The sequence below is a fragment of the Streptomyces sp. NPDC003379 genome (assembly GCF_053589195.1).
The window spans coordinates 16,105-34,803 of record NZ_JBSFRK010000026.1; the positions used below are offsets into that span (position 1 = coordinate 16,105).

General features: G+C 72.1%; 19 protein-coding genes. 7 read left to right on the plus strand and 12 right to left on the minus strand.

Annotation, left to right across the window (positions count from 1 at the left end; translation table 11 throughout):
* Positions 1 to 8 precede the first annotated feature (8 nt).
* From ACWDVB_RS24620 to ACWDVB_RS24630, 3 genes are read right to left on the minus strand one after another with little or no spacing between them, the layout of a single operon-like run.
* Positions 9 to 1,058, minus strand: a complete 1,050-nt coding sequence (locus ACWDVB_RS24620) for a Zn-dependent alcohol dehydrogenase (RefSeq protein ID WP_451518515.1) — start codon at positions 1,056 to 1,058, stop codon at positions 9 to 11.
* Between the two features lie 42 nt (positions 1,059 to 1,100).
* Positions 1,101 to 2,309: an acyl-CoA dehydrogenase family protein gene (locus ACWDVB_RS24625; protein WP_451518514.1), complete on the minus strand. Its 1,209-nt coding sequence runs from the start codon at positions 2,307 to 2,309 to the stop codon at positions 1,101 to 1,103.
* Positions 2,310 to 2,348: 39 nt separating this feature from the next.
* A complete protein-coding gene (locus tag ACWDVB_RS24630) occupies positions 2,349 to 3,260 on the minus strand; it encodes an SDR family NAD(P)-dependent oxidoreductase (protein ID WP_451518513.1) in 912 nt (303 codons plus the stop codon).
* Between the two features lie 83 nt (positions 3,261 to 3,343).
* Here ACWDVB_RS24630 and ACWDVB_RS24635 point away from each other — a divergent pair, with 83 nt between their 5' ends.
* Positions 3,344 to 4,270: a cyclase family protein gene (locus ACWDVB_RS24635; RefSeq protein WP_451518512.1), complete on the plus strand. Its 927-nt coding sequence runs from the start codon at positions 3,344 to 3,346 to the stop codon at positions 4,268 to 4,270.
* A gap of 341 nt (positions 4,271 to 4,611) precedes the next feature.
* Here ACWDVB_RS24635 and ACWDVB_RS24640 read toward each other — a convergent pair whose 3' ends face one another.
* From ACWDVB_RS24640 to ACWDVB_RS24655, 4 genes are all read right to left on the minus strand, one after another.
* On the minus strand, positions 4,612 to 5,172 hold the full coding sequence (locus tag ACWDVB_RS24640) for an ATP-binding protein (protein WP_451518511.1): 561 nt from the start codon (positions 5,170 to 5,172) through the stop codon (positions 4,612 to 4,614).
* A 388-nt stretch (positions 5,173 to 5,560) separates the two neighbouring features.
* Positions 5,561 to 6,427: an acyl-CoA dehydrogenase family protein gene (locus tag ACWDVB_RS24645; RefSeq protein ID WP_451518510.1), complete on the minus strand. Its 867-nt coding sequence runs from the start codon at positions 6,425 to 6,427 to the stop codon at positions 5,561 to 5,563.
* A gap of 8 nt (positions 6,428 to 6,435) precedes the next feature.
* Positions 6,436 to 7,578 (minus strand): acyl-CoA dehydrogenase family protein, encoded by a 1,143-nt coding sequence (locus ACWDVB_RS24650; protein ID WP_451518509.1) that lies wholly within the window; start codon positions 7,576 to 7,578, stop codon positions 6,436 to 6,438.
* 7 nt (positions 7,579 to 7,585) lie between these two features.
* Positions 7,586 to 8,779, minus strand: coding sequence for an amidohydrolase family protein (locus tag ACWDVB_RS24655; protein WP_451518508.1), 1,194 nt, complete (start codon positions 8,777 to 8,779; stop codon positions 7,586 to 7,588).
* A gap of 159 nt (positions 8,780 to 8,938) precedes the next feature.
* On the opposite strand from ACWDVB_RS24655, the gene ACWDVB_RS24660 reads away from it, so the two are divergent.
* On the plus strand, positions 8,939 to 10,552 hold the full coding sequence (locus ACWDVB_RS24660) for a class I adenylate-forming enzyme family protein (protein WP_451518507.1): 1,614 nt from the start codon (positions 8,939 to 8,941) through the stop codon (positions 10,550 to 10,552).
* Positions 10,553 to 10,587: 35 nt separating this feature from the next.
* On the opposite strand, the gene ACWDVB_RS24665 is transcribed toward ACWDVB_RS24660, so the two are convergent.
* The gene (locus tag ACWDVB_RS24665) at positions 10,588 to 11,100 is read right to left on the minus strand and encodes an EF-hand domain-containing protein (RefSeq protein WP_451518506.1); all 513 of its coding nucleotides are present in this window, start codon (positions 11,098 to 11,100) and stop codon (positions 10,588 to 10,590) included.
* A gap of 144 nt (positions 11,101 to 11,244) precedes the next feature.
* Here ACWDVB_RS24665 and ACWDVB_RS24670 point away from each other — a divergent pair, with 144 nt between their 5' ends.
* On the plus strand, positions 11,245 to 11,676 hold the full coding sequence (locus ACWDVB_RS24670) for a hypothetical protein (RefSeq protein WP_451518505.1): 432 nt from the start codon (positions 11,245 to 11,247) through the stop codon (positions 11,674 to 11,676).
* 3 nt (positions 11,677 to 11,679) lie between these two features.
* On the opposite strand, the gene ACWDVB_RS24675 is transcribed toward ACWDVB_RS24670, so the two are convergent.
* Positions 11,680 to 12,054: an STAS domain-containing protein gene (locus ACWDVB_RS24675; RefSeq protein WP_451518504.1), complete on the minus strand. Its 375-nt coding sequence runs from the start codon at positions 12,052 to 12,054 to the stop codon at positions 11,680 to 11,682.
* Positions 12,055 to 12,311: 257 nt separating this feature from the next.
* On the opposite strand from ACWDVB_RS24675, the gene ACWDVB_RS24680 reads away from it, so the two are divergent.
* On the plus strand, positions 12,312 to 12,896 hold the full coding sequence (locus tag ACWDVB_RS24680; protein WP_451518503.1) for a sigma-70 family RNA polymerase sigma factor: 585 nt from the start codon (positions 12,312 to 12,314) through the stop codon (positions 12,894 to 12,896).
* On the plus strand, positions 12,893 to 14,218 hold the full coding sequence (locus tag ACWDVB_RS24685; RefSeq protein WP_451518502.1) for a zf-HC2 domain-containing protein: 1,326 nt from the start codon (positions 12,893 to 12,895) through the stop codon (positions 14,216 to 14,218). Before ACWDVB_RS24680 ends, ACWDVB_RS24685 begins: the two co-directional genes overlap by 4 nt.
* 23 nt (positions 14,219 to 14,241) lie before the next feature.
* On the opposite strand, the gene purU is transcribed toward ACWDVB_RS24685, so the two are convergent.
* Both purU and ACWDVB_RS24695 read right to left on the minus strand, forming a co-directional pair.
* Entirely contained in the window at positions 14,242 to 15,123 is an 882-nt protein-coding gene (gene purU, locus ACWDVB_RS24690; RefSeq protein ID WP_451518501.1) for a formyltetrahydrofolate deformylase, read from the minus strand.
* Positions 15,124 to 15,187: 64 nt separating this feature from the next.
* On the minus strand, positions 15,188 to 15,688 hold the full coding sequence (locus ACWDVB_RS24695; protein ID WP_451518500.1) for an SCO4402 family protein: 501 nt from the start codon (positions 15,686 to 15,688) through the stop codon (positions 15,188 to 15,190).
* 118 nt (positions 15,689 to 15,806) lie between these two features.
* Between ACWDVB_RS24695 and ACWDVB_RS24700 the strand changes: the two genes are divergently transcribed.
* Positions 15,807 to 17,081, plus strand: coding sequence for an ABC transporter substrate-binding protein (locus ACWDVB_RS24700; RefSeq protein ID WP_451518499.1), 1,275 nt, complete (start codon positions 15,807 to 15,809; stop codon positions 17,079 to 17,081).
* A 55-nt stretch (positions 17,082 to 17,136) separates the two neighbouring features.
* On the opposite strand, the gene ACWDVB_RS24705 is transcribed toward ACWDVB_RS24700, so the two are convergent.
* Complete coding sequence (locus ACWDVB_RS24705; protein ID WP_451518498.1) at positions 17,137 to 18,138, minus strand: hypothetical protein; 1,002 nt, start codon at positions 18,136 to 18,138, stop codon at positions 17,137 to 17,139.
* Positions 18,139 to 18,414: 276 nt separating this feature from the next.
* Between ACWDVB_RS24705 and ACWDVB_RS24710 the strand changes: the two genes are divergently transcribed.
* The coding region (locus ACWDVB_RS24710; protein ID WP_451611996.1) for a hypothetical protein at positions 18,415 to 18,699 on the plus strand (285 nt) is incomplete at its 3' end.

Consider the following 18,699-nt stretch of genomic DNA (forward strand, 5'->3'; position numbering starts at 1 on the left):
CCGCGCCCTCAGAACGTAAGAACCGCCCTCGCCACCCTCCCCGCCCCCGCATCCTCCGCCGCCTTGTCGAAGTCCTCCACCGCGTACGTGGCCGTCACCAGCTCGTCCAGCAGCAAGCGGCCGCCCCGGTACATCTCCGCGTACAACGCGAAGTCCCTCTGCGGCTGCGAACTCCCGTACCGGCAGCCGAGTACCGACTTGTCCAGGAACAGCGAGGCCACCACGAATGACGCCTCCGCCGTCGGCCCGGGCATCCCGAGCAGCACCGCCTGCCCGTGCCGGTCCAGCAGATCCACCGCCTCCCGTACCAGCGACACCCGCCCCACACACTCAAACGCGTGGTCGACGCCGTGGGGCAGCACCTCCCTGACCCCCTCCGTGGACGGGAAGAAGTGCGTGGCGCCGAACTGCCGGGCCACCGCCTCCTTCGCGGGGTTCGCGTCGACGGCGACGATCGTCGCGGCGCCCGCGATCCGCGCGCCCTGCAGCACATTGAGCCCGATGCCCCCGGTCCCGATGACGGCCACGGAGTCCCCCGGCCCGACCTCGGCCCGGTTCAGGACCGCCCCCACTCCCGTCACCACCGCACAGCCGATCAACGCGGCGGAGGTCAGCGGGACGTCCTCCGGAATCCTCACGGCCTGCACCGCGGCCACGAGTGTGCGCTCGGCGAAGGCGGAGTTGGCCGCGAACTGGTACACCGGCTCACCGCCCCGCGAGAACGGCTGGGCCGGCATCCCGATGGCCTTGCGGCACATGGTCGGCCGCCCCCGCCCGCACTCGGCGCAGAGGCCGCAGTTCGCGATGGTGGACAGCGCCACGTGGTCCCCGGGAGCCACATGCGTGACGCCGGGCCCCACCGCTTCCACGACGCCCGCGCCTTCGTGCCCGAGCACCACGGGCAGCGGGAACGGAATGGTTCCGTCGATCACCGACAGGTCGCTGTGGCACAGCCCGGCGGCGGCCACCGCGACCAGCACCTCGCCCGGCCCCGGGTCACGGATCTCCAGGTCCCGCACGACCTCGACGCGCTTCCCGTCAAAAACGACACCCCTCATGTCACACCCCTCACTACGCACCCACTCCACACGACGCACCCCTCACCGAGGCCCCCTCGCCTCTCTCGGCAGACCGAGCACCCGCTCGGCGATGATGTTGCGCTGAACCTCGTCCGAGCCGCCGTAGACCGTGTCGGCACGGGTGAAGAGCGAGAGCCGCTGCGCCGCGTCCAGTTCGTACGGCGCGTCCGGTCGCCAGTCCGAGGGGCCGACGGCGCCCGCCGCCCCCCGCACCTCCATGGCCAGCTCCCCGAGCCGCTGATGCCACCGGCCCCACAGCAACTTGGCCACACTGGGAGCGCCCGGCAGAACGTCCGCCCCCGCGCCCCCGAGCGTCCGCAACGCGTTCCACCGCATGACCCGCAGCTCGGCCCACTGCCGGACCAGCCGCTCCCGTACCACGGCGTCCCGGACCGCCCCGGAGGCGACCGCATCCCGCACCACGCCCGCCAACTCCTCGGCGAAGCCGATCTGTTGCGTGAGCGTGGAGACGCCGCGCTCGAAGCCGAGCAGCCCCATGGCGACCCGCCAACCGTCGCCGACGCCGCCCACCACATGCGCGGCACGCGCGCGTGCGCCGTCGAAGAAGACCTCGTTGAACTCACTCGTGCCGGTCAGCTGCCGAATGGGCCGCACATCGATGCGCCCGGCCTGGTCCATGGGCAGCAGCAACAGCGAAAGTCCCCGATGTCCCCGGGACGCCTCCTCCGTCCGCGCCAGCACGAAGCACCAGTCGGCCTCCCGCGCGAGAGACGTCCAGATCTTCTGGCCGGTGACGACATAGCCCGCCCCGTCCCGCACGGCCCGCGTCCGCACCGCCGCCAGATCGGAACCGGCGCCCGGCTCGCTGTACCCCTGGCACCACAGCGCCTCGCCCCGCGCGATCGGCGGCAGGAACTCGTCCCGCTGCTCCTGACTGCCGTAGGCCAGGAGCGTCGGCGCGAGGAGGTTCTCGCCGATGTGACCCCAGCGGCCGGGCGCCCGCGCGCGGGCGTACTCCTCGGCCCAGACGACCTGCTGGGTGAGCGTGGCGCGCCGGTTGCCGTACGCGTCGGTGTCCCAGCCGATGCCGATCCAGCCGCCGCGGCCCAACTCCCTCTCCCACATACGCCGTTCCGGGCCGCCCTCGTGCTCGCTGCCGGGGCCGCCGCGTCCGCGCACCCCCGCATGCCCGCCGGCGAGGTGCTCCGCGAGCCAGCCGCGCGCCTCCTCCCGGAACGCCTCGTCCTCGGGCCCGAAGCCGAAATCCACAGTCGCCCCTCCCCTGCCCCGCTCGCCCTCATCCGCCGCCTACGCGTTCGGGCGCGCCTTGTCGGCCGCCGCCTTGGCCATGGCCTCCAGCTGCGCCAGCATCGGCATGGGGTCGGTGCCGACCGTCCCGGGCAGGAAGTCGGCGATCTTCTCCGGGGTCCAGGCGCCGTCCGCGTACCCGGCGCGCAGCTCGCGCGGCTGCGCCCATACGGCGATCTTGGGGCCGGCGATCGTATAGACCTGCCCGGTGATGCGCTCCTCGCGGGCCCGTTCACTCAGCAAGTAGACGACCAGGGCCGCGACGTCCTCCGGCTCCCCGATCTCCTTCAGCTCCATCGGGACGTTCGCCGACATCCGCGTACGGGCGATGGGCGCCACGGCGTTGGCCGTCACCCCGTACTTGTGCAGGCCGAGTGCGGCACTGCGTACCAGCGAGATGATTCCGCCTTTGGCCGCGCTGTAGTTGGCCTGTGCGACGGAGCCCTGGTGGTTGCCGCTGGTGAACCCGATGAGGGTGCCCGAGCCCTGCTTCCGCATCACCGCCGAGGCGGCGCGGAAGACGGTGAAGGTGCCCTTCAGATGGGTGGCGACGACCGGGTCCCACTCGTCCTCCGACATGTTGAACAGCATCCGCTCGCGCAGGATCCCCGCGACGCACACCACCCCGTCGACGCGCCCGTACTCGGCGAGCGCGGTGTCGACGATCCGCTGTCCGCCGGCCATGGTCGAGATGTCGTCCGCGACGGCGACGGCCTCGCCGCCCGCCGCCTGGATCTCCTTGACCACGGCGTCGGCTATCTCGCCGGCCGGCTCGGCGCCCTCCATGGAGACGCCGTAGTCGTTGACGACGACCTTCGCGCCCTCGGCCGCCGCGGCGAGCGCGACGGCCCTGCCGATGCCGCGCCCGGCACCGGTGACGGCCACCACCTTGCCTGCCAAGAAGTTCCCCACGACGGCCCCTTCCCGCGGTTTCTGACGGACCGTTAGATTCTATGGCCCGGCCGACGCCGAAAGACAAGCCCCGCGGAGGATTCATGTCACTGCCGCCCGAGTTCCACGACATCGCCAAGCGCGTGAACAACTGGGGGCGTTGGGGCGCCGACGACGAGACCGGCACGCTCAACCTCATCACCGACGGCGTCGTACGGGCGGCCGCCGCCGAGGTCCGCTCCGGGCGCCGCGTCCCGCTCGCGCTGCCCCTCAAGGAGGACGGCGTCCAGACGGGACTGATCCCGGGCCGGGTGAACCCCCTGCACACCATGGTCCAGATCAACCAGGAGCTGTTCGGCCCCGGCACGGTCGCCACCAGCGACGACGCCGTGACGATGGGGTTGCAGACCGCCACCCACTGGGACGCGCTCACCCACGCGTCACACTCCGGGAAGATCTACAACGGCCGCCCCGCGGACAGCATCACCGCCCATACGGGCGCACGGTTCAGCGGCATCGACAAAGTCCCGTACATCGTCTCGCGCGGCGTCCTGCTCGACATCGCGGCCGCCAAGGGTCTCGACCGGCTGCCCGGTGGCCACGCCGTCACGCCCGAAGACCTGGACGAGGCCGAGGGGTTCGGGGGCGTCACGGTCCGCGCGGGCGACATCGTCCTCGTACGCACGGGACAGGTCCAGGTCTATCTGGCGGGTGACAGACACGCGTACGGCCATCCGTCACCCGGCCTCTCGCTGCGTACCCCCGAGTGGTTCCACGCGCGGGACGTGGCCGCGGTCGCCAATGACACCCTGACCTTCGAGATCTTCCCGCCCGAGATCGAGAACCTGTGGCTGCCGGTCCACGCGCTCGACCTGGTCGAGATGGGGATGCCGCAGGGCCAGAACTGGAACCTGGAGAAGTTGTCCACAGCCTGTGCAGAAGTTTCCCGCTACGCCTTCCTGCTCTCCGCGACGCCGGAGCCGTTCGTCGGCGGCACGGGGGCGCCCGTGGCTCCGGTCGCGGTGCTGTGAGCGCGGTGCCGTGAGCGCGCTTCTCGGACGGCGGCGCGTCGGCTTCCGCCCCGAGCGCGATGCCGCGCGCCGCCATCCGGCTCGGCGCTCGACACTGCCCCTCGCGCCCCGAGGGGACCGACGCCGAAATCGCGACCCACGTCTCGTCAAGGACCACGGCTCAAGGATTTCCGTCACCGAGCACCCTCGACGTCCCCTCGCGGCGAATCGCTGCACACAAGCGTGATCAATCGGACACGCTACGTCAACACCCTGCCGGGGATTAATGGATTATGCCCGTTTTGTCGTGCCGCGCATGGGTGCGCGCATCGTGGCACACGACGGCGCACAAGGGCTCAGGGTCAGACGGACTCGTACGCCACGTCGGCATCGGCGTCCGCGTCGACGGCGACACTGATGTCGACAGCGAGGTCGGCGGCGAGGTCGACTTCGGCATCGACAGCGGCGTCGGTGTCCCCGTGGGACACCCCGTCGAAGGTCGCGGCGGGGACGCCCGGTTCGCACCGGTCCACCTCGCACCAGATGCTCTTGCCGCCGCCCTCGGGCTGCCAGCCCCAGCGGTCCGCGAGGCCGTCGACCAGCTCGAGGCCGCGGCCGTTGGTGTCGTCGCCCTCCGCGTGCCGCTGCTTGGGCGGGCGGGTGCTGCGGTCGGCCACCTCCACCCGGACCGTCCCCGGCGCGTCGTCGGGGACGCCGGACACCAGCATGCGCAGCACGGCCGGACAGCCCGTGTGCACAACGGCGTTGGTGACGAGCTCCGAGATCAGCAGGATCAGCGTCTCGGCCACCGGCTCGTCGATCTCTATACCCGACCCCGCCAGACGCGAACGGGCCCATCGCCTGGCCCGCCCCACCTCCGCGGGGTCGGCCCCGACCTCCAGCTGAACTTGAAGCACCTGCACCGCTCACACCATCCGAACCGGCGGACACATCGCCTCGCGACTCCACGGGGTCACGGAACGTGATCCCCTTAGGAGACAGCATGATTGACGTTCAGTTACCCCAACAAGCGCTTCAGGCATATTCCAGCGCGAAGGAGTACGCGTGCTGCATACTGTGCGACGCGTACCGCGGGGGGTCGAACAGGCGGGCATGAGACCCCGGCCCGCGCCGCGAGCGGCGCGCATCGCCGGGTCCGGCGCCGCCACAGGGGCGCCACCGGGATGGCTCAGCCTCAGAACCACTCGCATCTCACACAAGGTACCCGAGCCGGGCGCCGACTCCGCGCCGTGACGAGTCACGCGTAGGACACAACCCGATATCAACGCTCCGTAGTGTCACGGAGCGCTGTCACAGCGCATCGGCAAGCGCTTCCTCGGCCTCGGTGGATCTCTGGCCCAGCTCCGAGCGCACCCAGGCCCGCTTCAGGTGCAGATGCACCTCGGCCTCCCAGGTGAACCCCATGCCGCCGTGCACCTGGAGGCAGTCGCGCGCGTTGCGTACGGCGGCGTCGTCGGCCAGCAGCTTGGCGCCGGAGATCTCCAGCGGGTCCCGGGTGACGGCGGCGGCGTACACGGCGGCGCGGGCGACCTCCGCGCGTACGAGCATCCGCGCGCAGAGGTGCTTCACGGCCTGGAACGCGCCGATGGGCCGCCCGAACTGTTCGCGCTCGCGGGCATGTCGGACGGCCATCCCACAGGTCCGTGCGGCGCTGCCGAGCTGCTCGGCGGCGTGGAGGAGCGTCCCCCGGCCGGGGGCGGGCGGGCCCGGCACGCGGTGCAGCGGCGTCAACGGATCGACCGACCGCAGCGCGACGGCTCCCGTCGCGTCCCCCTGGACGACGTCCGCCTCCTCCAGCCACGGCACCAGCGTCCCGTCGACGGCCGTCACGACGACATCCCCCGTGGCGGCGCCCTCCACCTCGCCCGCCGCCAGGAACGACGCCACCGCCGGGCCGGGCAGCAGCACCCGCCCCGCCTCCTCGAAGGCCAGCACGGCCTCCGGTGGCCCGAGCCCGACGCCGCCCCGCTCCTCGGGCAGCGCCAGGGAGAAGAAGCCCGCCTCCCCGAGCTGCCGCCAAAGTCCCCGGTCGATCCGGTCCCCGGCGGCGTCCCGCGCGGAGACCTCCGACGAGAACCGCCGATAGAACCGCCCCTCCATGACTTCCCGCACCCCGGACCGCAAGGCCCGCTGGTCATCCGTCAGTTGGAAATCCATACGCGCTCTCACCGTCCCTTGGGGAGGCCGAGGATCCGTTCGGCCACGATGTTCTGCTGGATCTGCGAGGTCCCCGCGGCGATCGTGTACGACAGCGAGGACAGCCGGTCGAGGGTCCACTCGTGCCGGAGGTCCAGCGCGCCCGCCCCGAGCACCTCGGCGGCGGCGTCGTACAGCTCCTGCCGCGCGTGCGAGTACCGCAGCTTGAAGACCGAGCCGCCCACCCCCGGCACTCCGCCGGAGCGCTGGGACTCGCTCACGTTCCACTGCGTGAGGCGCCACAGCGCCGAGAACTCGGCGGAGAGCCGCCCGAGCCTGCGGCGCAGCGCCGCGTCGTCCCAGCGGCCGTTCCCGCGGGCCTCGCGGGCGAGCTCGCCGAGGACCCGGCGGCAGGCCACCACCTCCCCCACGAAGGCGGTGCCCCGCTCGTAGGAGAGGGTCACCATGGTCACGCGCCAGCCGTCGTTCTCGTCGCCGACGCGGTGGGACACGGGCACCCGCACCTCGTCGAGGAACATCTCGGCGAACTCGGTCGACCCGGCGAGGGTCCGCAGCGGGCGCACGGTGATCCCCGGGGCGTCCATCGGCATCGCGAGCCAGGAGATGCCCCGGTGCTTGGGCACGGCCTCGCTCACCGGTGTCGTACGGACAAGGAGTTCGCACCAGTCGGCGACCTCCGCGTGCGAGGTCCAGATCTTGGACCCGCTCACTACGTAGTGGTCGCCGTCCCGCCACGCGCGCGTGCGCAGCGACGCGAGGTCGGAGCCCGCGTCCGGTTCGCTGAAGCCCTGGCACCACACCTCGTCGCCGCGCAGCACGGGCGCCAGCCAGCGCGCGCGCTGTTCCGGGGTGCCTTCGGAGGCGATGGTGGGTCCCGCGTGCAGCAGCCCCACGAAGTTGGCGCCCACATAGGGGGCGCCCGCTCGCTCCGTCTCCTCCAGGAAGATCAGCCGCTGCGTGGGGGAGGCGTCCCAGTGCACGTGGCCGTAGCCCGCGTCGTACAGCGTGCGCTGCCATGCCGTGTCGTACGCGCGCCGTCCCGGCCAGTCCCGCGGGGAGGGCTTGGCGGGGAGCTCGGGGAGCACCGTCGCGAGCCACGCGCGCAGGCCGGCCCGGAAGGCTTCCTCCTCCTCGGTGCAGGTGAGGTCCACGCGCGGCCTACTTGTCCAGGTCCAGGCCGAGCATGCGGATGGCGTTGCCGCGCATCAGCTTGTGGACCGTCTCGTCGTCGAGTCCCTTGACGTGGTCGAGCGCGACCTCCTTGGTGTGCGGGAAGGTGGAGTCGACGTGCGGGTAGTCGGTCTCGAAGGTGGCGTTGTCCCGGCCGACGACGTCCAGGGAGGCGATCCCGTGCTTGTCACGGAAGAAGCAGCAGAACATCTGCCGGTAGTAGTAGGTGGAGGGCGGCTCGGGGATCAGGTCCTTCACGCCGCCCCACGCGCGGTGCTCCTCCCATACGTCGTCGGCGCGCTCAAGGGCGTACGGGATCCAGCCCATCTGCCCTTCGGAGTACGCGAGTCCGAGCGTCGGGAACTTCACGAGGACGCCGCTGAAGAGGAAGTCCATCATCGACGCCATGGCGTTGTTGAAGGAGAGCGAGGCCTGTACGGCGGGCGGGGCGTCGGGGGACGCGGCGGGCATCTGGGAGGAGGACCCGATGTGCATGTTCACGACGGTGCCGGTCTCCTGGCAGACGGCGAAGAAGGGGTCCCAGTAGCCGGAGTGGATCGACGGCAGCCCCAGGTGGGTCGGGATCTCGGAGAAGGTGACGGCCCGCACGCCCCGCGCGGCGTTCCGCCGGACCTCGGCGACCGCCAGGCCGATGTCCCACAGCGGGATGAGGCAGAGCGGGATGAGGCGGCCGCCGCTGTCGCCGCACCACTCCTCGACCATCCAGTCGTTGTACGCGCGTACGCAGGCGAGGGCGACCTCCTTGTCGGCGGCCTCGGCGAAGGTCTGGCCGCAGAAGCGCGGAAAGGTCGGGAAGCACAGGGACGCCTCGACATGGTTGAGGTCCATGTCCTTGAGGCGGGCGACGGGGTCCCAGCAGCCGCGCCGCATCTCCGCGCGCGTGATGCCCTCCAGGGTCATGTCGTCCCGGTCGAAGCCGACGGCGGCGATGTTGCGCTTGTACGGGAACTTGAGGTCTTCATAGATCCACCAGTCGGTGGGCGGCCCGTCCGGGTCCATGGTGATCTGGTATTTGCCGCCCACGTAGGCGAGTTCGCCGATGCCGGCCGTCAGGGGCCTGGGTCCTCGGTCGCGGTACTTGGCGGGCAGCCAGGTCTCGAAGAGATGCGCGGGTTCGATCACATGGTCGTCGACGCTGACGATCCGAGGAAGCTCGGTCATGGTGTCTCCTCCGGTCATCTCTCCGGCCCCTCCGGACTATCTGATGACCCGTCAGAACGCAGGCTAGCCCCGCACCTATGGACCGACAAGGCGCCGGGCTCTACGCTCTCGGCAGCATCTGACTGGCCATCAGTTAGCGTCCGTGTCCGAGGGGAATACATGAGGACCTCGCAGAACGAGACCCCGTACGACGGCGACGAGGCCCGGTACGGGCGCGACGCCACCGCGTACGGACTGGGCGCCTCGCGCACGCTCTGGGAGCTGGTCGAGCGCCGCGCCGCCCTCACCCCGGACGCACCCGTCCTCATCCAGGCCGCCGCCGACCCCGCCGACGACCGCACCCTCACCTTCGGCGCGCTGCGGGAGCGCGCCGAAGGCGTCGCCGCCGGGCTGTACGGCATGGGCGTGCGCCCCGGCACCGTCGTCGCCTGGCAGCTGCCCACCCGCGTCGAGACGGCCCTGCTCTCCTTCGCGCTCGCCCGCGTCGGCGCCGTCCAGTCCCCGGTCATCCCCTTCCACCGCGACCGCGAGGTCGGCTTCGCGCTGCGCGAGTCCCGGGCGGAGTTCTTCGCGGTGCCCGGCGTGTGGCGCGGCTTCGACCACGCGGAGATGGCGCGGCGGCTCGGCGCCCGAGGCGTCTTCGAGGCGTACGACGAGCTGCCCGACGGCGACCCGTCCGTACTGCCCCCGCCGCCCTCCGACGGCACGTCGGTGCGCTGGATCTACTGGACGTCGGGCACCACGTCCGACCCCAAGGGCGTCCTGCACACCGACCGTTCGCTGATCGCGGGCGGCTCCTGCCTGGCCCACGCGCTGCGCCTGAAGGCGTCGGACGTCGGCTCGATGGCGTTCCCCTACGCGCACATAGCGGGCCCCGACTACACCGTGATGCTGCTCCTGTACGGCTTCCCCGCGGTCATGTTCGAGCACTTCGCGCTGCCGGACGCGCTCGACGGCTACCGGCGGCACGGCGTGACCGTGGCGGGCGGGTCCACGGCCTTCTACTCGATGTTCCTCACCGAGCAGCGGAAGCTGCCGCCGGGCCGGAAGGTCATCCCGACGCTGCGGCTCCTGGCGGGCGGCGGGGCGCCCAAACCGCCGGAGATCTACCACGCCGTCGTACGCGAGATGGGCTGCCGGCTCACGCACGGCTACGGCATGACCGAGGTCCCGATGATCACCATGGGCGATCCGGACGACACGGCCGAGAACCTGGCGACCACGGAAGGCAGGCCCCCGGCCGGCATGGACATCCGTATCACCGGCGCCGACGGCGAGGTGCTGCCCCCGGAGACGGACGGCGAGGTGCGGCTGCGCGGGGAGGCCGTCTGCCGGGGCTACGTCGACCCGGAGCAGAGCGCGGCCGTCTTCGACGCCGACGGGTTCCTGATCACCGGGGACCTCGGCCACCTCACGAAGACGGGCCACCTGGTCCTCACCGGGCGGGCGAAGGACATCATCATCCGCAAGGGCGAGAACATCTCCGCCAAGGAGATCGAGGACCTCCTCCACCGGCATCCGGCCGTCGGTGACGTGGCGGTCATCGGGCTGCCCGACCCCGAACGCGGGGAGCGGGTCTGCGCGGTGGTCGAACAGCGCGAAGGCGCCGCGCGACCGACCCTGGACGCGGTCACCTCGTATCTGCGCGGGGAAGGCCTCTCCACCTACAAGCTGCCGGAACAGCTGGAGGTCGTCGAGGCGCTTCCCCGCAACGAGACGCTGCGCAAGGTGCTCAAGTACAAGCTGCGGGAGCGCTTCTCACGGGCCCCGTAACGCTTCGGCAATGCTTCGGCCCGTCTCGGAAGCACTCACTCGGGAACCGTGAAGTACTCCGCGAAGGCCGTCACGATCTCCTGCTCGGCGACCTTGCCGTCGCCGTCCGCGTCGAGCCCGGTGGCCGTCGCCGCGGCGATACCGTCGGGCACGCCGAGCGCCTTGAGCGCGCGCTCGACCTCGCCGGGGGCGACCGCTCCGTCGCCGTCGGCGTCGGCGATGCCGATCGCGGCGTGCAGGAAGGGCCTGGCGATCTCGGCGAACCGCCCGGAGTTGTCCCGCAGCCGCTTCACCGCGCCGCCCACGAATTCGTCCCGGGTGATCCGCTGGTCCCCGTCCCGGTCCGCGATCCCGGCCATGCCCTGCCAGAACGCCTCGGCTCCGATGTAGAGGGCCTGCCCCTTGTCGGACCGCGCCGTCGCGCCGAACTCCTTGCACAGGGCTGCCGCCGCCGTGCTGAAGTCCTCACGGGAGATGTACTCGTTGCCGTCCTGGTCGAAGATGGCGAACCGGGCCGCGATCTTACGCTCGTACTCGGCACTGTCCATGGTCTTCGGGCCGCCTCACTTCCGCGGTTGGGTGCACTTCAGGGGGTGGGTACCCCGGCAGCGAGCGTACGTCGTCGAAGGGGTGATGTGCCGCGATGTGCTCCACTGTTCCGTGTGGAAGTGGTCGCGGCGAGTGTCATAGCGGTGTTGGGAACCCTCCTGGGCGCGGGGGTCACCCACGCGTTCCAGCGCAGGGCGATCGAGCGGACGGAGGAATTCACCCGCCGCGAGAAGCTGCGCCAGGAGCGGATAGACGCGTACTGCGCGTACGCGGGCGCGCTGGTCAACTACCGGCGGGTCCTGGTGGACCGCTGGTTCAGCAGGCACGGGGACCGCGTCGAGGAGGGCGAGGAGTCGCGCTTCCGGTCGTACGAGATGCGGTCCGAGGCGCAGGAGGCGCTGTTCCGGGTGCAGTTGCTCACCAGCGAGGACGCACTGGTCCAGCTGGCCTGGGAAACCCTCGACAAGGTCGCCGACGTGCACCGGACGGACGACCGCGACGGCCTGGCGGAGCGGCGCCGTATCTCCCGCGAGGCCATCAACTCCTTCGTGGCGGCGGCCAAGCGGCACGTCTGAGGGCTACGCGGAGAGCGGTGTCGCCGCCTCGTCGAGGGCCGCGCCGACGTCGGGGAAGACCTCGAAGAGCCTGCGGACGCCGAGGGCCGCGAGGACGCGGTTGACGTGCGAGCCGTCGACGGCGCCCTGCGCGGGCAGGATCAGCCGCAGCCGGCCCTGGCAGGAGCGGATCAGGCGGCGCGTGGCGATCAGCACGCCGACGCCGCTGGAGTCGCAGAACAGCACGTCGGAGAGGTCGAGGACGACACTGCGGCGGCCGTCCGCCACCGCGTCGTGCACCCGCTGGCGCAGCACGGGCGAGGTCAGCAGGTCCATCTCGCCCGACACGCGCAGCACGGCCCAGCCGGACTCCTCGCCCACCACCACCTTGAGCGTCACGCGCCACGCCTCTCGCTAGCCTGCCCCGTCCCGCGGCCCGGAGAATCCGGAAGCGGTCCTTACGCTTCGTTCTGCTTCGGCTGCCCCACCGCCCTCCCATGAAACACCAGGGGCCCACCGTCAATATCATCCGGTGTCCGCCCGGGTTCGCGCTTTGCCATAAACAGGAGTGCACTGTCAGTGCCGCCGACTACATTCGAGGGACAGTCAGAAACGGGACGGGCAGACACAGTAAGGCGAGCGTACGAGGGGGCCGCATGCCGAAGGACGCGCCGCGGCGCTGGGACCACCGGATGCAACAGCGGCTGGCGCACGGGGAGGCCGCCGCCTTGGGCGAGCTGTACGACCGCTTCGCCTCGCTCGTGCACAGCCTCGCCCACCGCGTCCTCGGCGACGAGCGCGCCGCCGACCGCATCACCCGCGAGGTCTTCGCCCACATCTGGGAGAACCCCGACGCGTACGATCCCAAGCAGGGCCCCCTGCGCTCCTGGATAGCCGGGCTCACCCACGAGCGGGCCGTCCGCATGCTCCGCCGGACCGAGTCCGCCGCCCTCGCCCGGGGCGGCGAGGGCACCCGGGAGGACCTGGAGCGCAAGGTGCGCCGCGCCTCGGTCGCGGCCCGCGCGGACTACATCGTGACGGCCATGCCGACCCCGCTGCGGGCCGCCCTGGAGCTCGCGTACTTCCAGCGGCGCGACTACCGCCAGACGGCGGCCGACCTCGGTGTGACGGAGGACGAGGCCCGGCGCAGGCTCCGCCTCGGCCTCCAGCTCCTGTCGACGGCCAACGACACCGCCGACCCCTCCGCCGGCGCCTCGCCCGGGTACGGGACAGCACTGTGACCGGCTCCGACCGCCCCGAGCCGCACGAGGAGCCGGACGGCACCGGCGCCACCGCCCCGCACGGCGGCCCGCGCATACCGCAGCCGCGCTCCTCCATGGAGGACACCGGACAGCCCCTGCCCGACCCGCCGCCGCCCGAGCCGCTCGTCCTGGAGCACCCCGTCCTGAAATCCCTGCTCGGCGCCTGGGCGCTCTCCGCGTGCTCCGCGGCGGAGGCCCTCGCCGTCGAGGAGCACCTGGGCGACTGCGGGCCCTGCGCGGAGGAGGCGCTGCGGCTGCGCGACGCCGTCGGCCTGCTGCGCCCCGAGGAGAGCCTCGACCTCGACCCCGGTCTGCGCACGCGCGTCCTGGAGAGCTGCCTCGGCCGCCGCCCACCGCGCATCCCGGTGCCCGAGTGGGCCGTGCCCTACGACGCGGAGACCGCCCGCCTGGACGCCCTGCTGCGGGACATCGGCGACTCGGAGTGGCATGCTCCGGTGCGCCTTCGCTGGTTCGAGCGGGACACCCCGGCGAACAGGAAGACCACCGTGGCCGGCGTCATCGCGCATCTCCTCGCCGTCGACGGCCTGGTCGCGGTCGCCGTCGGCCTCGACGACCCGCTGGGTCCCGGGACCGCGGGCCCACGGCTCCCGACCCACCGCACCGAGGCGTACTGGCGCGCCGCGCGCTTCCCGCCGACGCGCGCGGTGCGGGGACCCTGGCGGGACCAGACCCACGAGGTCATCCGCACGGTGTCCTTCGCGGGCGACGGCTCCGGGCGGCTCCCCGTGCCGTACGGGACGGTGCCACCGGCAGAGCACGGCGGCGACGCCGTCGGTCCTGGACCGGGGACGGGCACGGGGACGGGGACGGTGATCGAGCTGCCGCTGCGGGACGCGATGGTGGACCGCGCCTTCGAATGCTGGATCCACGCGGGCGACATCGCCGACGCCGTCGACTACCCCTACGAGCCGCCCGCGCCCCGGCACCTCCACCGCATGATCGACCTCGCCGCGCGGCTGCTCCCCGGCACGCTGGCCGACCGCCGCCGCTCCGGGCTGGCCACGCCGTCCCGCGGCCTGGTCGCGGCGGGCGCGCCGGGCCGCAGCCTGCGGCTGGAGATCGAGGGGCTGGGCGGCGGCGAGTGGTTCATCCCGCTCGACTCACCGGGCGCGACGGCGTCGGCCGAGCGCGAGGTGGCCCATGTGGCCCTGGACGGCGTCGAGTTCTGCCGCCTGGCCGCGGGCCACATCTCCCCGGTGGAAGCGGCCGCGGGCCAGAACGGCGACCGCGAGGCGATCAGAGACGTCCTGTTCGCGGCGGCTTCACTGAGCAGGCTGTAGCCCGGGGCCCCGAGGGCCCGTGATCAGGCGAAGACGACCGTCCGCCGCCCATTCAGCAGAATCCGGCGTTCCGCATGCCACTTCACGGCCCGCGCCAGCGCCTGGCACTCCACGTCACGGCCGATCGCGACCAGCTGGTCGGGCGTCACGTCGTGGCCGACCCGCTCGACCTCCTGCTCGATGATCGGCCCCTCGTCGAGGTCGGCCGTCACATAGTGCGCGGTGGCACCGATCAGCTTCACGCCGCGCGCGTGCGCCTGGTGGTAGGGCTTGGCGCCCTTGAAGCTCGGCAGGAACGAGTGGTGGATGTTGATGATCCGCCCGCTCAGCTCCTTGCACAGGTCGTCCGAGAGCACCTGCATATAGCGCGCGAGGACGACCAGCTCCACGTCCGCCGAGCGCACGACCTCAAGCAGCTGCGCCTCGGCCTGCGGCTTGTTGTCCCGGGTCACCGGAATGTGGTGGAAGGGAATGTCGTACGAGGCGACGAGCTCCGCGAAGTCCGTGTGGTTGGAGACGACCGCGGCGATCTCCACCGGCAGCGCGCCGATCCGCGAGCGGAACAGCAGGTCGTTCAGGCAGTGCCCGAACTTCGACACCAGCAGGACGACCCGCATCTTCTCCTCGGCACGGTGGATCTGCCACTCCATGTGGAAGGAGTCGCCGATCGCGGCGAAGCTGGCCCGCAGCTTGTCGACGGTCACCGGGGCCTCGGCGGAGAAGTGGACGCGCATGAAGAACAGCCCGGTGTCGTGGTCACCGAACTGCTGACTGTCCTCGATGTTGCATCCGGTCATGAACAGATAGCTCGACACGGCGTGCACGATGCCCTGCTTGTCGGGGCAGGACAGGGTGAGGACGTACTGCTCAGCGGGCGCGGCGGGGGCGACGGACTGCTCGTTCATGCGGCCAAGGTTCCCATACGCGCCGCCCGCCGTGGGCAGGCGTCCACCCCGGCTCACCCCCCGCTCAGGCCGAGCGGGTCAGGATCCGCAGCACCTCGAGCGTCTGCGGCGCCTCGTCGGGACTCTCCCCGTCCCCCGCCGCGAGGCGTACGTGCGCGTCGCGCGCCGCCCGCACGGCGTCCGGCCAGCCCGGGTGCTGGAGGTAGACGGAGACCATCGCGTCGGGCCCGACCTCGTGCATGATCCGCAGGACCCTCAGCACGGCCGTGTCGACGAGGGCCGCCTCCTGCGGGTCCCGGAAGATCGTCCCTACGTACTTCTCCGCGGACCAGTTGTCCAGCCACGTGTCCTCGACGAGCCGGTACACGGCGTCGGTCACGTCCCCGTACTCCTCGCGCCCCGCGAGCCAGCACGCGCGCTGGAAGTCGGGGTCGGAGAGCATGTGCAGCGCCGAGCGCACGTTGCTGCGCCAGCGCCACCACGGCATGTCGTTGGTCGGCATGCCCCCCATGGTGCTGGAGCGACGGCCGCGACGGGAAGTGTTCTCCGAACCTTGCACGGTCATCGATCGTACGTTCCCACTTCATGCACTCGAATCGGCCCCCGCCCGTTCACCGTGATGTCACTGTCCGTTGAGAACGAGTCACTCCACGGTTGGCCCTCCACCGGCATCGTGCGGGGACATGACCGGCCGGCGACGCACCTTCCTCCCCCGCCCCTCCCGAACCGCGGCCCTCTCCGCGGCCGCCGCGGCGGCGTGCACGTCGCTGATCGCCGGATGCGGGGTCATCCCTGGTACCTCGGGGGGTTCCAGGGACGACCCCATCACCGTCATGACCTGGGCCCCCGAGAAGACCAAGGCCACCAACAAGCCGGGCGTCCCCGCCATGGCACAGGCCTACGCCCGCTGGGTCAACGCGCACGGCGGCATCGACGGCCACGAGCTGAAGGTCATCACCTGCAACGACCACAACGACGCGGCGGGTGCCGCCGACTGCGCACGCGCGGCGGTCGACCAGGACGTGGCGGCGGTCGTCGGCGCGTACAGCCAGCACGGGAGCTCCTTCCTCGCCCCGCTGGAAGTCGCGGGCATCCCCTACATCGGCGGCTACGGCATCACCGACGACGAGTTCAGCAGCCCCCTGTCCTACCCCGTCAACGGCGGCGAACCGGCCCTCCTCGCGGGCAACGGCCGCCAGCTCGCCGCCCGCTGCGACCGCGTCTCCCTCGTACGCCCCGACACCCTCGCCGGCGACGAGCTGCCCAAGCTGCTCAACTCCGGGCTGCGCGACGGCCACCACAAGCCCGTCGCCGACATCCGGGCCCCCGAGGACGGCACCGACCTCACCCCGCAGGCAGAGCAGGCCCTGGAGCACGCGGGCGCCAAGGACGGCTGCGTGACGGCCGCGCTCGGGGCGCGCACCGACACCTTCTACGACTCGTTCCGGCGCACCCGGGACGACTATCCGCCGGTACGGATCTCCTCCGTGCTCGGCAGCGTCGACCAGTCCCTCGTCGACCGCACCGGCGGCGCGAGCGGCCCCTACGAAGGGGCGTACGTCACCGGCTGGTACCCGGCGTCGGGCGATCCCCGCTGGTCCCAGATGCGCAAGGTCATCCGCGAGCAGGCGTTCGGCGACAACCGCGTCGACCCGGCCGACGCGGGCGTCCAGACGACGTGGATCGCGTACACCGTCCTGAAGCAGGCCGTCGAGTCGCTGGACGGCGGCGAGGTCTCCGCCCGCACCCTGCGCCGCGCCCTCGACGGCGGTCTGCGGGTCGGGACGGGCGGCCTCACCCCGCCACTGAGCTGGCGCTTCGAGGACCTGCTCGCGGCCAGCGAGTTCCCGCGTCTGATCAACTCGGGCGTCACGTTCCAGGTGGTGCGGGACGGACGGCTCGTCCCGGCGCGCGAGGGGTTCGTGAACGTGGAGCAGACGCTGGAACAGTCGGCGTAACCGACGCGACCGGCGTAACCCCTACAGCTGGGACCCCTCTACAGCCGGGACCCCTCTACAGCTGGGACTTCTCGCGTGTGGTCAGCCCGTACTTGCGGGCGATCGCGTTCCAGTGGTTGGCCGCCTGCTCCTTGGCGGTGGTCGCCTCGCCGCTCGCGCGGTTGCCCGCGCCCTGCTGCGGGGTGCTGCGGGCGTGGCCCTTCTTGCACCCCTTCTTGCCGGCCATCTGGTCCGCCCACGCGGCGTAGTGGTTGTCGGCGGACGCGGACGCCTTCCAGGCCCTGTTGAGGGAGGAGGTGAGCAGGTCGTTGGCCGGGAGCTTGTCGACCTTCAGCCCGGCGAGGCGCGTGACCAGGCCGTTGCGCTGCTTGGCTGCGGCGCGCAGGTCGGTCGCCGACTGGGTGAGGTCCTGGCACTTCCCGACGTTGCGTACGGCGGCGATGACCATGTCACGGCTGTTGTTGCTGTCGGCCAGCAGCTTGTCCAGGGCGACCGCCTGCGCCTTGGCCGGGTCGGCGGAGGGAGAGGGGCGCTCGTCGGCCGGAGCGGACGCGGAGACGGGCTTGCCGTCGTCCGCCTCGTCGTCCCCGCTCCCCGAGCTGAGGAGCGCGCCCGCGCCGACGCCGAGCACGGCGATGCCGACGCCGACCGCGGCGATGAGCGGCACCTTCGAGCCGGTGCGGGTGCGGGTGCGCCGGCCGCCGCCGTGACCGCTCCCGGTCGCGGCCGGCGCCGGGGCCGACGCCGGGGCCTCGAAGCGGGGCATCTGCTGGGTGGAGGCGGGCCCCTCCTCCTGCTGCTCTGTACGGAAGAGGCTGTCGAACTCGGCGGGCGGCTGGCGGTCGCCGGGGGCGCCGGGCCGGATGCCGTAGGGCGCGGCGGCCGGCTCGGGCGGCGCGCCGTGACCGGCGGGGCGGGTGCTGCCGGGGACGGGCGCGATGTACTGCGTGGGCTCACTGTCGGACGCGGGGCCGGGCGCGGGGGCCGCCTGGGCGCGGCCCAGATACTGCGTGGCGTCACCACCCGGCGCCTCGGGCGGCAGAGCCCCGGGTCTCACCGGGGGTATGTACTGCGTGGCCCCCTCATCACCGCCCCCGGCGGCGGGAACGGGCGCGATGTACTGAGTGGCATCACCACCGCCACCGCCACCGCCCCCGCCGGGCACGGGCGCGATGTACTGCGTCGCATCACCGTCGCCCCCACCAAAACCCGGCACGGCAACGGGAGGCAACGGCCCCCCACCTTGCCCGAGCGGCGGCAAGGGCATGCGGTGAGCGCCGTGCGGGGGGTGGGAGCTGGAGCCGGGCTGGTTTCCCTGCGGAGGCTGAGCGCCGTGGCCGGGCTGGCTCCCCTGCGGGGGCTGAGCACCGTGGCCGAGCTGAGGGTCGTACCCAGGCTGGGCACCGCGCGCAGGCTGGGCGCCGTGGCCAGGCTGGGCGCCGTGGCCAGGCTGGGCGCCGTGGCCAGGCTGGGCGCCGTGGCCAGGCTGAGGGGCGTACGCAAGCTGAGCGCCGTGCGCGGGCTGGACGCTGTGGCCAGGCTGGGTTCCCTGCCCGGGCTGAGCGCCATCGCCCGACTGAGGCTCGTACCCAGGCTGGGCACCGCGCGCAGGCTGGGC